Below are 13739 nucleotides of genomic sequence, written 5' to 3' on the forward strand. Positions count from 1 at the left end.
AAATCGGCTATACCTCTAATGAAACCAATGCGACTGAAGACGCTCGAAACAGACGGGCGTCGCGTCGTTATGGCGTCGCGATTTATCGGGCAACCACCTAAGGACACTGAGTCAGTCGATGCAGTTTTTATCCGATAGCCATGGTTGTGAGGGCTGGAAAGGCGAAATGGCCGGACGCATCAGTGCGTTCGACTGGAGCCACACCGAACTCGGCCCGCTGAACAGATGGCCGGCCAGCCTGTGCAGCGCGGTGCAACTGATGCTGGCGTCGCCGCTGCCGATGGTCATGCTCTGGGGCCGCGCCGGCTACATGATCTACAACGATGCCTATTCGATATTTGCCGGTGGTCGGCACCCGTATCTACTCGGTGCGCCGGTGGAGCTGGGTTGGCCGGAAGTCGCCGATTTCAACCGGCACGTGGTCGATACCTGCCTGGCCGGCGGCACTTTGTCTTTCCGCAATAAAGAACTGGTGCTGTTGCGCGATGGCGTCCCCGAAGACGTCTGGATGGATTTGTATTACAGCCCGATCGCCAACGATGACGGGGTGCCCGCCGGGGTGATGGCGATGGTGGTGGAAACCACCGAATTCATGCACTCCGAACGCCGCCGTCAGGCCGCCGAAAAGGCTTACCGCGCTGACAATGAGCGGGTACGTCTGGCGCTGAATGCCGGTGCCTTGCTCGGCTCGTTTGTCTGGGACGTGAAAAACAACACATTGTCAGCAGATGAGCGTTTTGCCCGTACGTTCTCTTATCCGCCGGATCATGACCTGAGCAATCTGGCCCAGGACATTGCCGAGTCGCGCATCCATCCCGATGACCACGCCTGGGTACAGGAGCGCGTCGCCCATTCCGTGCAGACCGGTGAGCCGTATAACGCCGAATATCGCGTCCGGCGCAGTGACGGCAGTTATCTATGGGTGCTGGCCAGCGGCGCTTGCGAGTTTGACGAACACGGCAAACCGCTGCGCTTTCCCGGTGTGCTGATCGACATTCATGAACGCAAGATTGCCGAAGAATCACTGCTCAAATTTACCCGCAACCTCGAACAGCGCGTCGGCGAAGAAGTTGAGGCGCGGCTGGCGGCTGAAGAGCAGTTGCGCCAATCACAGAAGCTCGAAGCCATTGGCGGGCTGACCGGCGGCGTCGCTCACGACTTCAACAATTTGCTGCAAGTGATCGCCGGCAATCTGCATTTGCTTGCACGTCACGAACTGAACAACGCCAACGTGCAGCGCCGGGTCAGTGCCTCGCTGGCGGCGGTCGAACGCGGTGCCAAGCTGTCTTCGCAATTGCTCGCGTTTGCCCGGCGCCAGCCGTTGTCGCCGGCGGTGTGCAACCCGCAGCAGATTTTCGAAGGCGTTGGCGAATTGCTGCAGCGGGCGCTGGGCGAAACCATTCAGATCGACGTGCAGTTGCCGACCGCGCCGTGGCACATCAACGTCGACCGCAATCAACTGGAAAATGCGATTCTCAATCTGGCGATCAACGCCCGGGATGCGATGAAGGGCGAGGGCACCATCGGCCTCAGCGCTGCCAACGTGCGACTCGAGCGCGAGTTTTGTGCCGGTAAAGGCATCGTTCCCGGCGAGTTTGTCCGAGTCGCCGTCAGTGACAGCGGCGCCGGCATTGAGCCAGAAATTCTCGAGCAAGTGTTCGAACCGTTTTTCACCACCAAGGCCGATGGCCAGGGCACCGGGTTGGGCCTGAGCATGGTGTTCGGCTTCGTCAAACAGAGCGGCGGGCATGTCGACATTGCCAGTGCCGTCGGCGAGGGCACGCAGGTGCAGTTGTACTTCCCGCGCAGCCTGCGCCCGATCCTTGATGAGTCACCCAATCTGCAACGGCAGCAGAGTGGCGGCCACGAGACGCTGCTGGTGGTCGAAGACAACGACGCGGTGCGCGCCTCGGCGGTCGAGTTGCTGCGCGAGGAAGGTTATCGCGTGCTGACCGCCGGCAATGGCGATGCGGCGATGCAGATGCTGCTCGAAGGTGTCGAGGTCGACCTGATTTTCACTGACGTGGTCATGCCGGGGCTGATCAAGAGCTCCGACCTGTTCGCCTGGGCCAAGGTGCAGACGCCGCCGGTGGCGGTGCTGTTCACCTCTGGGCACACCCGCGACATCATTTCGCGCAATCACCAGCTCAGTCCCGACACCCATTTGCTGAGCAAACCGTATAGCCCGGAAGCCATGTTGCAGATGATTCGGGTGGTGCTCGGTAGCTGAGCGTTGAACATTCCTTCACCAAGGCAGGTCGATGACTTCCAAACGCACCTCCAAAGCGCCCGCCGGCATGGTCCGGGTACGCGGCGCCCGTGAACATAATCTGAAAAACGTCGATGTCGACATTCCCCGTGATGCGCTGGTGGTGTTTACCGGTGTCTCTGGGTCGGGCAAATCGTCGCTGGCGTTTTCCACGTTGTACGCCGAAGCCCAGCGCCGCTATTTCGAATCGGTGGCGCCGTATGCGCGGCGCCTGATCGATCAGGTCGGCGTACCGGATGTCGACTCCATTGAAGGCCTGCCACCGGCCGTGGCCCTGCAGCAGCAGCGCGGCACGCCAAGTACGCGTTCGTCGGTGGGCAGTGTCACCACGTTGTCGAGCCTGATCCGCATGCTGTATTCGCGCGCCGGCAGCTATCCGCCGGGGCAGCCGATGTTGTACGCCGAGGACTTTTCGCCGAACACCCCGCAAGGCGCCTGCCCGGAGTGCCATGGCCTCGGCCGCGTCTATGAGGTCACCGAAGCGCTGATGGTGCCGGATCCGAACCTGACCATCCGCCAGCGCGCGGTGGCGTCCTGGCCGTTGGCGTGGCAGGGCCAGAACCTGCGCGACATCCTCGTGACAATGGGCATCGATGTCGACATCCCGTGGAAAAAGCTGCCGAAAAAGCAGCGCGACTGGATTCTCTTCACCGAAGAAACCCCGACCGTGCCGGTGTATGCCGGGCTGACCCCGGAAGAAACCCGCGTCGCCCTCAAACGCAAGATGGAGCCGAGTTATCAGGGCACCTTCACCGGCGCCCGACGCTACATCCTGCACACGTTTACTCACTCGCAAAGTGCGCTGATGAAGAAGCGCGTTGCGCAGTTCATGCTCGGCAGCCCTTGCCCGCTATGTGACGGCAAGCGCCTCAAGCGTGAAGCGTTGTCGGTGACGTTTGCCGGTTATGACATCGGTGAACTGGCGCAGATGCCGCTGCTGCAAGTGGCCGAGGTTTTGAAACCCGTGGCGGCGCAAAGTTATCTGGAGCACGCCGAGGAAACCGGCGAGACCTTGAGCCATGCGCAAACCCGCGAGGCCCGCCAGCAACGGGTGGCCCACGGCGCCAGCGGCCATGCCAGCGCGCCGGATGTGCGGCACACGCCGAACCTGTCGCTGGAAAAACGTCTGGCGGCGCAGCGCATTGCCGAGGATCTGCTGGAGCGGGTCAGCACCCTGACCGATCTGGGCCTCGGTTATCTGGCGCTGGAGCGCAGCACGCCGACGCTATCGTCGGGTGAGTTGCAGCGCTTGCGTTTGGCGACGCAGTTGGGCTCGCAATTGTTCGGGGTGATTTATGTACTCGACGAGCCATCCGCCGGTTTGCACCCGGCCGATGGCGAGGCGCTGTTCGAGGCCTTGCAACGCTTGAAGGCGGACGGCAACACGTTGTTTGTGGTCGAGCATGATCTGGAAACCATGCGTCGCGCCGACTGGCTGATCGACGTGGGTCCGGCGGCGGGCGAGCAGGGTGGGCAGGTGCTTTACAGCGGCCCGCCGGCAGGTCTGGCCGAGATCGCACAGTCGCAGACTCGCGCCTATCTGTTTGCCGAGTCGCAACGCCAGACCAGAACGGCGCGTAAACCGACGGCGTGGCTGAAACTCGAGGGCATTACCCGCAATAATCTGAACAACCTAAGTGCGGAATTTCCCTTGGGCTGCTTTACCTCGGTGACGGGTGTGTCCGGCTCCGGCAAGTCGAGTCTGGTCAGTCAGGCGTTGCTGGAATTGGTCGGCGCGCAGTTGGGGCGACCGACGGTGGACAGCGAGCCGGAAGAACTCAGCCTCGAAGACGATGCGCCGCAGGTCAGCAGTGGTCAGGTTACGTCCGGGCTGGAGTCGATCAAGCGACTGGTGCAGGTCGATCAGAAACCGATCGGCCGCACGCCACGCTCCAATCTGGCGACCTATACCGGTTTGTTCGACAACGTGCGCAAGCTGTATGCCGCGACTGACGATGCACGGGCGGCAGGCTATGACGCCGGGCAGTTTTCCTTCAACGTCGCCAAGGGTCGTTGCGCCACCTGCGAAGGTGAGGGCTTTGTCAGTGTTGAATTGTTGTTCATGCCCAGTGTTTATGCGCCGTGCCCGACCTGCCATGGCGCACGCTATAACCCGCAAACGCTGGCGATTCTCTGGGAGGGTTTGAGCATCGCCCAAGTGCTGCAATTGACCGTCGCTGAAGCGGTGACGGTGTTTGCCGGGCAACCGGGGATTCGTCGGTCACTGGAGGTGTTGCGCGATATTGGCCTGGGTTATCTGCGCCTGGGTCAGCCGGCCACGGAGCTGTCCGGCGGTGAAGCGCAGCGGATCAAACTGGCCACCGAGTTGCAGCGCAACCAGCGCGGCGCGACGTTGTACGTGCTGGACGAACCGACCACCGGGTTGCATCCGCGGGATGTCGATCGGCTGCTGGAGCAGTTGGATACGCTGGTCACGGCGGGGCACACGGTGATCGTGGTCGAGCACGAAATGCGCGTGGTGGCGCAGAGTGACTGGGTGATCGACATCGGACCGGGGGCAGGGGATCAGGGCGGCCGAATCGTGGTCGCGGGTACGCCGCAGAAGGTTGCGGCGAGCAAGAAGAGCAAGACTGCGCCGTTTCTGGCTCGGGCTTTGAGCCGATAGGTGTGTTGGCTGGGCTGACGTCTTCGTCGGAACGCCGCCCGGAGCAAGCTCGCCCACCCATATCCCGCGTGCACGCCGACCCCTGTAGGAGTGAGCCTGCTCGCGATAGCGGGGTGTCAGCCACAGATGAATTGGCTGACCTGACGCCATCGCGAGCAGGCTCACTCCTACATTAGATCTGTGTTCGACATTAATCCCTGTGAAGCTGCAGTCAGGCACCATCGAGCGTGCGGCGGACCTTGTCGAGCAGTTCGCTGATCTGAAACGGCTTGACCAGCATGTCCATGCCGCTGCCCAGAAACACCTGGCGGTTGATCGCCGTTTCCGCGTACCCGGTCATGAACAGAATCGGCAGCCCCTCACGCCAGCCCCGCGCAACATCCGCCAATTCACGACCGCTCATGCGCGGCAGGCCAACGTCGGTCAGCAGCAGGTTGATCGACGGATCATTCTGCAAGCGCTCCAACGCCGTTTCGATATCTGCCGCCTGGGTGCAGCGATAACCCGCGTCTTCCAGCACTTCAGTGACAAACATGCGCACCGACGGCATGTCCTCGACAATCAGCACATGCTCGCCGGTACCTTGCGGGTCAACCACTGGCGCGGGGATGTCGGCCCCGGTCGGGTCGGTGGTGGCCGGCAACATGATCGTCACTTCGGTGCCGCGCCGCGCGACACTGCGGATGTGCGCATCGCCGCCCGACTGGCGGGCAAAACCATAGATCGTCGACAACCCCAGCCCTGTGCCCTGGCCCAACGGTTTGGTGGTAAAAAACGGATCGAAGACTTTATCGATGACGTTGTGCTCGATCCCGGTCCCGTCGTCACGCACCGACAGTGCCACGTACGCGCCATCGGCCAGATTCGGGTCGCCATGGGAGTAAGCGGCGTACGTGCTGACCCAGATATTGCCACCCACCGGCAGCGCATCGCGGGCGTTGATCACCAGGTTCAACACCGCACTTTCCAGTTGCACCGGGTCGACCAGAGCGATCGCCGGTTTGTTGGTCAGCTCAAGCTTGAGGCTGATGCGTTCACCGATGGTGCGCATCAGCAGTTCTTCCAGCGAACGTACGTGCTCGTTGATGTCCACCGGCCGCGTGTCCAAAGGCTGCTGGCGGGCAAAGGCCAGCAGGCGGTGGGTGAGCGACGCCGCGCTCATCGCCGAATTCAGCGCCGCTTCGGAATAAAACTGCACTTTGTCCAGACGCTCGTCGGCGACACGTTTCTGGATCAGTTCCAGGCTGGTGATGATCCCGGTCAGCAGGTTGTTGAAGTCGTGAGCAATACCGCCCGTGAGCTTGCCCAGCGCATCCATTTTCTGCACTTGCAGCAATTGCGCCTCGGCCCGCACGCGTTCGGCGGTTTCCTTGACCAGTTGCGTGGTGGTGTCGTCCAGGCGCGCCAGATGCGAGCGCTCGCGATGGCGGTGTTCGGTGACGTCTTCGACAAACACCAGGCTCAGTTCGGGTGTGCGATATGGTGAAATCTGCCACTCGGTCTCGCGGATCTCGCCTTGCACACGCATGTTCAGCGTGCCTTTCCAGCGCTCGCCATCGACCAGACGCAAGCGCAGTTCATTGAGGATGGCGCTCTGCTCCTCGGCGAAGCATTCACGCAGGATTTGCGGGTCCTGATTGTCGAGAATCAGTTGCGCGAAGGCATGGTTGCACTCATGCACCTTGAGGCTGGCATCGAGCACCGCGATCGGCGCGGACACATTGACGAAAATTTCGCGAAAGCGCGCCTCGCTTTCGCGCAGGGCATTTTCCGTGTCGCGTACCCGCAGCAGCGTGCGCAGGGTGGCCAGCAGCACGTCCGGGTCAACCGGGTGAATCAGGTAGGCATCGGCGCCGGCGTCGAGGCCGGTGATGATGTCGCCGGTCTGGATCGACGCCGCAGACACATGGATCACTGGCAGCAGCGCCGTGCGGCTGTCCGCGCGCAGAATCCGCACGATGTCGAAGCCGCTCATGTCCGGCAGATTGACGTCGAGGATCAGTGCGTCGAGCACTTCACTTTCGATCAACGCCAGCCCCTCGCCGCCGGTGCCGGCCTCCAGCACCTCATAGCCGTGACGCTCCAGTCGCCGGCGCAAGGCGTAGCGGGTGGCGACGTTGTCGTCGACGATCAACAGGCGGATGTCACGTTTCATCGACGTTCTCCAGAGCGATCGCCAACGGGATGATCACGAAAAAGGTCGAGCCGACCCCCGGCGCACTGTCCATCCCGACTTCACCGCCGAGCAGGGCGGCGAAGCGTTTACACAGCGACAGGCCCAGCCCGGTGCCGCGCAGACGTTTCTGCAACGGCGAGTCGACCTGGGAAAAGTCTTCGAACAATGCGCCATGCAGCTCGGCAGCGATACCTATTCCGGTGTCACTGACGGCAAAGCGCACCTTGTCCGCCCCTTCGAGCCGCGCGGAAACCCGCACTTCGCCACGGGTGGTGAACTTCAGCGAGTTGGAAATGAAGTTGCGCAGGATCTGCGCGAGTTTCTTGTCATCGGTGTACAGGCGCGGCAAACCGACCGGCTCTTCGAAGATCAGATCGACCGCCGAGGCGTCGACGATCGGTCGGAACATCCCGCGCAGGGCCGAGAACAGGTCGAACATGTCGAACCATGCCGGGGAAATGGTGATGCGTCCGGCCTCGATCTTCGCCAGATCGAGCAGGTCATCGACCATGTCGCTGAGTTCGCGCGCAGCCGTGCTGACGAACGCCACCTGCTTGTGTTGCTCGGGACTGAGCGGGCCGTCGAGCTCATCGGCGAGCAGGCTGTTGATGCTCAGGATCGAACCCAGCGGCGTGCGGAACTCGTGGCTCATGTACGACAAAAAGCGGCTTTTCAGATCCGAGGCCTGGCGCAGTTCCTCAGCCTGTACATCGAGTTCGGCGTACAGCGCCAGCACACCCTGATTGGTTTCATCGAGTTCTTCGCGCAGGGCTGCGGTTTCGCTCTGCAACTGCGCAATCAGTGCGGCCTGTTCCGCGCTGTTCAGAATCGGCGACTCAGCCATGTGCGGCCTCCAGGGCAACGACCAGCACCGTTACATCGTCGCGCCCGCGACAGAAGTCGCGGTGCAGGACGCTGGCTATCACGGCGGGATGGCGGTGCACCAGGCCGGGGTAGTCTTGAAGATTCCAACGGGACTGCAAGCCGTCGCTGTACATGATCAATAGATGTCCGTTCACGTGAGCATAGTCAAAGGGCCGGGCTTTCCGGTATTGCACGCCGACAATGCCCGGGTGCGAGGCCAGTCCACGGGACTTGTCGGCGTTGATCAGGCTGGCGCCGATGTTGCCGACGCCGGCAAAGGTCAGGCTGTCGCGCCTGCCGTCGAACTGAGTGAACGCAACGGCGCCACCGCGGGTGCCGATCATGTCCCTGTGCATGTCCTCCATCAGCATCACCGGGTCGGCAAATGGCGTCAGGGCAAAGGCTCTCGCCCCCTCGCGACCGGCGCGTTCGGCTTCTTCACCGTGACCGAGGCCGTCGATGATCAGCGCGCTGATGCTGCCGTTGTCATACGCCAGGTGCCAGACATCGCCGCACGCCGGATCGTTGTGCAACGAGTGCTGGCTGACACCAAAGCGCATGTCAGGGGCGCGATCCGAGCGCGCGTACAGGCGGGCCAATAACACCGCGCCACGGGCATCGGCGTACACATCGAACTCTTCGGCCTGACGTGATATCGAGCCGAGGCCGATGCCTTGGGTGCCGCCGGTCGAGAATCCGTCGGCCATACAGGCTTCCAGATCAAAACCCTGAGCACGGTCGATGGCGAGCAATTCAATGCCAAAACCATTGGCGCGCGGCAACACCCGCAGATGCATTTCACCGTGGCTGGCGTGCTTGAGCACGTTACTCGCCAGCTCCGTCGCCACCAGTGCCACGCGCCCGGCATCGCGCTCGTCGAAGCCATGCTGTTCGGCCAGTTGTTGCGCCGTGCGCCGTGCATGGCCGATCTGGCTGCTGTCCTCGATCAGTAAAACCTGGGTCATCGACCCGCTGATATTCATGTCCATCGGGTAATCGTTATGCGCGTGCCTTTGCCGGGCTCGGTGTCCAGTTCGAACTCTTCAACCAAGCGTTTCGCCCCGGTCAGACCCAGGCCCATGCCGCTGCCTGAGGTCCAGCCGTCGGTCATCGCCAGTTTGATGTCGGCAATGCCCGGGCCTTCGTCGCGGAAGGTCAAGCGCAGACCGACCTTGTGATCTTCATCGAGAATCTGCCAGTCCATGTCGCCGCCGCCACCGTAAACCATGGTGTTACGCGCCAGTTCGCTGACCGCTGTGACCATTTTGGTCAGGTCGATCAGGCGCATCCCGCATTCGGTGGCCAGTTTGCGTGCGGTCTGGCGCGCGAGCACGACATCCTGCTCGATGTTGATGGGTTGAGTACCGCTGCTGCGTACGGTCATTGCCGGTCTACTCGTTCCTGCAGCAGTTTCATCCCGCGCTCGACATTCAGTGCCGTACTGACGCCGGGCAAGGTCAGGCCGAGTTCGACCAGGGTGATCGCCACGGCCGGTTGCATGCCGACCAGCATGGTTTCGGCGTCCATGATTTTCGACAGGCCGGAGATCGTGCTGATCATCCGGCCAATGAACGAGTCGACCATGTCCAGCGCCGAGATGTCGATCAGCACGCCACGCGCCGAGGTCTTGCTGATGCGCTCGGACAAGTCGTCCTGCAAAGTGAGGGCGAGCTGGTCATGCATGTCGACCTGAATGGTCACCAGCAGGAACTTGCCCATTTGAAGAATCGGAATTCTTTCCATGGGCTCAGACCGCTTTGCCGATGCTGATGCCCAGGCGGGTCAGGGCCAGTTTCAACGCATCCGCCAAATTGGCCTTGGTCACCACGCCTTGCAGGTCGAGGCCGAGGTGGACGATGGTTTGCGCGATCTGCGGACGCACACCGCTGATGATGCAGTCGGCGCCCATCAGGCGGATCGCGGTCACGGTTTTCAGCAGGTGCTGGGCGACCAGCGTATCGACAGTCGGCACGCCGGTGATGTCGATGATGGCGATTTCCGAACCGGTGTCGACGATGCGTTGCAGCAGCGATTCCATGACCACTTGCGTGCGCTGCGAATCGAGGGTGCCGATCATCGGCAGCGCCAGCACGCCGTCCCACAGCTTGACCACCGGGGTCGACAATTCCAGCAGTTCTTCCTGCTGACGCTTGATCACCGCTTCGCGGGATTTCTGGAAGGTGCGGATGGTGTGCATGCCGAACGCGTCGAGCAGTTCCGAGACTTCCCAGAGCTGTTCGGCGAGCAGCGCAGGCTGGTCTTTGTAATGGCTCTGCAGCAGGTTAAACAGCGGGCCCTTGAGGGCGAAGATGAAACTGGCGGTCTGCTGCGAATCCTGGCCGAGCAGGGCGCGGCTGTGGGAGAGCTTTTCGAGGAACTGGCGGGTGGCTTCCCAACCCGGTGCGGCGATGTTGGTGCCGTTGTCGTTCTCGATGCCACTGACCACCAGTTGCAGGAATTCCGTGGTCTGTTGCTGCAGATCGTGATCTTTCAGATTACGCGTGGCGCCGCTGGCTTGCAGGCCGTTGATCCATTCGCCCAGCAGTTGTGCTTGTTTGTTTTTCATCGCATCGAGTGTGCTGTTCTGCAGTGCTGCCATGTGCCTGTTGCTCCGTCGCGAATTGGGGGGCGATCGTGAAAATGATCGCCGCGAAGTGATCGACATTTGCCGTTCGAAATAGTTGTTCGTTCATGCACGTATATTTTTGATCCGGCGCAAGGAACGTCCCGGTAACTCTAGTCGGGGTGACGGCGAGCGGCGATGTTTTGAACGTTGGCGCGCGGCAGGCTTCGAATCTTTGACACCCGGCGGATGTGCGTCGGGGGTGTTTGACCAACGAGGTGGCCATGAACGAGCAAACGAAGCAGAGCCAATCTGGCGAACCGATCAATCGCAATGATCCGGCCATTGACCCGCAGGTGCCGGGGCAGCCGGCGCCCGCGCAGCAGCAGGGCGATAGCGGGCAGGCGCAGAGTGGCGATCCGGCGGTGGATCAGAAGAACAAGCACACGGACAACGACAATGAGTTCAGTCCGGGCTTCAAACCGCAGCCGGATCGGGCGAAACCGGGGGAGGAGACGGATGCGGATATTGATACGGATGGCGGTTGATTTCGACGGATATGACAAGGCCGCATCTATCTATTGGATGCGGCCTTTTTTTGCTTTGGATTTGTGGTGTTGCGTACATCGATCCCCCTCACCCCAGCCCTCTCCCCCAAGGGGGCGAGGGGGAAAGGGAGCCGATTGGGGAATGTTCAAAACCTGCGTTCAACTCGAGACTGTCAGGTCGATGCAACTCAAACATTCACCTCGGTCGGCTCCCTCTCCCTCCGGGAGAGGGCTGGGGTGAGGGTAAAGCTTTTACTTGCTCGGATGCTTGGCCTGCAATTCTTTGGCAGCCGCGAGGTGTTTCTCCAGCGCCGGCAGCATTTTCTGCGCAAAGGCCTTCAGTTCAGGAGCGCCTTTGACCTTGTCATCGGTCACAGTATTGGCTTGTTTCTTGAACAGCTCGATGGTCTCTTCGTGCGCCTTCACCTGATTGTTGGCGTACGCCGCGTCGAAAGACTCATCACGCACTTCAAGGATTTTTTCCTTGGCCTGTTTGACCAGCGTTGTGGTGTCCGGGACCTCGATGTCATTGGCCTTGGCAATGGTTGCCAGCTCATCGTTGGCATTGCCGTGATCGGTGATCATCATGTTGGCAAACGCCTTGATGTCTGCCGATTGGCTTTTTTCCAGGGCCAGACGACTGGTTTCGATTTCCGCGATGCCACCGGCCGCGGCGTTATCGACAAAGTCGTTGTCAGTCGCAGCGAAGGCGCTGCCCATGCCGCTGCTCAAAGCGACAGCCAAAACCAGATGACGCAGGTTGAATCCGTCCATTGGTGTATCTCCACGCAGTTTTTGTTGGTGTTAAGCAATGGAGGCAATGCGGCGAACAAAGGTTTGATCGCATTTGCGACAGGGCGACGAACGGGCACCGCTGGTCTGACAGGTGGTCGACAGAAGCGTGCAACCGAGGCCATTCTGATAACTGGCCAGCGCAATCGGTCGCGGTGGCCAGCCGATCAACTGACGGAGGTGTTCCATGCCGGTGACCCATGATCTGTTACAGGATTTGAAGCTTACGAAGGAAGAGATCCAGCAAAAACGCACCGCGGATCCCCATCTGGACGCACTGATCAACAAGTATTCCCAGGCGGACGCCGACGTGGTCAAGGCCGAGACAGCCACCTCGGATGCACCCAGCGATGACACGCTGAAAAAACTCAAAGAGAAACGCTTGCAGGTCAAGGACAAGATCGTCGAGCAAATACAGGCGCGATCCTGATAACCCATTGATCCGCCGACCTACGGTTGCGGATTGACTGGAACGACAGCCACGACCGGCACCTCGAATGTACAGAGTCTTCCATCCGACTCATTGCGAGGTGCCTTATGAACGATCCCAAATTCCCCAGTGAAGAGCAGGGCGCATTCGACCCGGTTCCCACGCATCCCGAACCCAACAGCCCGGCGCATACCACGGCCAATCCCGAAGAGCCGGATGAGGATCTGCCTGAAGACGAAGATCCGGACAAGTTCGATAAATCAAGTAACTGACAGACCGCATTCGCGAGCAGGCTCGCTCCCACAAGGTTCTCGGCTGACCACAGCATTTGTGGTCAACACAATCCAATGTGGGAGCGAGCCTGCTCGCGAAGGCGTCAGTCCATGCAACACAAAAACATCAGGTTCACTTAAGGGCCGCATCCAACGGCATCCGTGCCATATGTGTGGCTTTCAGCGAGCCAAAATACAACCACGATCCATACTCGCGCACCGTGGTAATCGGCGAATAATTGCCACTGCTCGCATCCTGCAAATTGGCAATCACCTTGCCCTCCAGATCCAGCCCCAGAACAAACCCGCGCTTTTCCACCGGTTTCGGTAAAACCTTCAGCGCCCGCACGATCATCTTGCGCACGAACGGATGCTCCGCTGTGCCGTCGAGCAAGGCATTACGCGGCGCATACAACGCCACCCAAAAGCGATTACTGCCATTGAACGCCAGGTTGTCCGGCAGCCCTGGCAGATTGTCGATGAACAAATCGTGAGTGCCGGCTTTCGGCCCGGTCAGCCAATAACGGCTGATGCGGTAGGCGCCGGTTTCATTGACCAGCACATAGGCGTCGTCCGGGCCGAGGGTCACGCCGTTGGCGAACTCAAGCTTATCGAGCAGGACACTGGTTTTGCCGCTCTGGAAGTCATAGCGCAGCAGGCGTCCGTCGCCGCCGTGCTCAATGATCGCCTCGCCGTCATGGCCATAGCCCCAACGGCTGGAAGCATCGCTGAAATAGGCGTAATGCCCGGACTTATCGATGGCCACATCATCAGTGAAACCGAAGGCCAGACCATTGGCCTCCGTGGTCAAAGGAACCAGCTGACCTTGCGCATCGAGGGACAGCAAGCCCTTGACCCCGTCGGCGATCACCAGCAAGCCGTTCGGATGTCGGGCCAAGCCCAGCGGACGGCCACCGGTGTCGGCGAGGACTTTGCGTTGCTGGCCGTCGAGGCTGGTGCGGATCAGTCGGCCGTCGTGCAGCCCGGTGATCAGGAAATCACTCTCCAGCAGCAAGGCTTCCGGCCCTTCGATGTCGCTCGGCCCGACCTGCGCTGCGCCTTTGAGTTTCTGGTTCTCAGCGTACAGACCTTCTTTTAGCGATGGCGCCGGCTGCGGTGTCCAGGCCACCGGTTCGACTTTGGTGGGCATCAACAATAAGAACGCGATGACGATGAGCACCAGTAGCAACAGCAGATGA

14 protein-coding genes are annotated in these 13739 nt (G+C 60.9%); 5 read left to right on the forward strand and 9 right to left on the reverse strand.

Going from position 1 to position 13739, the window contains the following annotated elements:
- Positions 1-118 precede the first annotated feature (118 nt).
- Complete coding sequence (locus tag QOM10_RS12755) at positions 119-2230, forward strand: PAS domain-containing sensor histidine kinase (protein ID WP_316918197.1); 2112 nt, start codon at positions 119-121, stop codon at positions 2228-2230.
- Positions 2231-2261: 31 nt separating this feature from the next.
- Positions 2262-4895, forward strand: coding sequence for an excinuclease ABC subunit UvrA (locus QOM10_RS12760; protein ID WP_316918198.1), 2634 nt, complete (start codon positions 2262-2264; stop codon positions 4893-4895).
- A 211-nt stretch (positions 4896-5106) separates the two neighbouring features.
- Here QOM10_RS12760 and QOM10_RS12765 read toward each other — a convergent pair whose 3' ends face one another.
- Genes QOM10_RS12765 through QOM10_RS12790 form a run of 6 tightly spaced genes read right to left on the reverse strand, consistent with a single transcriptional unit; the run spans position 5107 to position 10534 of the window.
- Positions 5107-7050 (reverse strand): response regulator, encoded by a 1944-nt coding sequence (locus QOM10_RS12765; protein WP_150752016.1) that lies wholly within the window; start codon positions 7048-7050, stop codon positions 5107-5109.
- On the reverse strand, positions 7040-7915 hold the full coding sequence (locus QOM10_RS12770; protein WP_127927037.1) for a sensor histidine kinase: 876 nt from the start codon (positions 7913-7915) through the stop codon (positions 7040-7042). Before QOM10_RS12770 ends, QOM10_RS12765 begins: the two co-directional genes overlap by 11 nt.
- Entirely contained in the window at positions 7908-8918 is a 1011-nt protein-coding gene (locus QOM10_RS12775) for an ATP-binding protein (protein WP_316918378.1), read from the reverse strand. Before QOM10_RS12775 ends, QOM10_RS12770 begins: the two co-directional genes overlap by 8 nt.
- Entirely contained in the window at positions 8915-9319 is a 405-nt protein-coding gene (locus tag QOM10_RS12780) for an anti-sigma regulatory factor (protein WP_064587766.1), read from the reverse strand. The genes QOM10_RS12775 and QOM10_RS12780 overlap by 4 nt, the downstream gene beginning before the upstream one ends.
- A complete protein-coding gene (locus QOM10_RS12785) occupies positions 9316-9678 on the reverse strand; it encodes an STAS domain-containing protein (protein ID WP_007912539.1) in 363 nt (120 codons plus the stop codon). The genes QOM10_RS12780 and QOM10_RS12785 overlap by 4 nt, the downstream gene beginning before the upstream one ends.
- A gap of 4 nt (positions 9679-9682) precedes the next feature.
- Positions 9683-10534, reverse strand: a complete 852-nt coding sequence (locus tag QOM10_RS12790; RefSeq protein ID WP_095120999.1) for an STAS domain-containing protein — start codon at positions 10532-10534, stop codon at positions 9683-9685.
- 248 nt (positions 10535-10782) lie between these two features.
- Between QOM10_RS12790 and QOM10_RS12795 the strand changes: the two genes are divergently transcribed.
- Entirely contained in the window at positions 10783-11046 is a 264-nt protein-coding gene (locus QOM10_RS12795) for a hypothetical protein (RefSeq protein WP_316918199.1), read from the forward strand.
- Positions 11047-11298: 252 nt separating this feature from the next.
- Here the strand turns inward: QOM10_RS12795 and QOM10_RS12800 are convergent, their stop codons facing one another.
- Positions 11299-11820, reverse strand: a complete 522-nt coding sequence (locus tag QOM10_RS12800) for a DUF4142 domain-containing protein (RefSeq protein WP_127927042.1) — start codon at positions 11818-11820, stop codon at positions 11299-11301.
- A 30-nt stretch (positions 11821-11850) separates the two neighbouring features.
- Complete coding sequence (locus tag QOM10_RS12805; protein ID WP_191629882.1) at positions 11851-12027, reverse strand: hypothetical protein; 177 nt, start codon at positions 12025-12027, stop codon at positions 11851-11853.
- On the opposite strand from QOM10_RS12805, the gene QOM10_RS12810 reads away from it, so the two are divergent.
- Together QOM10_RS12810 and QOM10_RS12815 are read left to right on the forward strand one after the other, a co-directional pair.
- Complete coding sequence (locus QOM10_RS12810) at positions 12026-12268, forward strand: DUF465 domain-containing protein (protein ID WP_150752018.1); 243 nt, start codon at positions 12026-12028, stop codon at positions 12266-12268. The genes QOM10_RS12805 and QOM10_RS12810 overlap by 2 nt on opposite strands.
- 107 nt (positions 12269-12375) lie before the next feature.
- On the forward strand, positions 12376-12540 hold the full coding sequence (locus QOM10_RS12815) for a hypothetical protein (protein WP_007912545.1): 165 nt from the start codon (positions 12376-12378) through the stop codon (positions 12538-12540).
- Between the two features lie 133 nt (positions 12541-12673).
- Here the strand turns inward: QOM10_RS12815 and QOM10_RS12820 are convergent, their stop codons facing one another.
- Positions 12674-13690 (reverse strand): SMP-30/gluconolactonase/LRE family protein, encoded by a 1017-nt coding sequence (locus QOM10_RS12820; RefSeq protein ID WP_410479222.1) that lies wholly within the window; start codon positions 13688-13690, stop codon positions 12674-12676.
- Positions 13691-13739 lie beyond the last annotated feature (49 nt).

It is taken from the genome of Pseudomonas sp. P108 (genome assembly GCF_032613195.1).
Lineage (GTDB): Bacteria > Pseudomonadota > Gammaproteobacteria > Pseudomonadales > Pseudomonadaceae > Aquipseudomonas.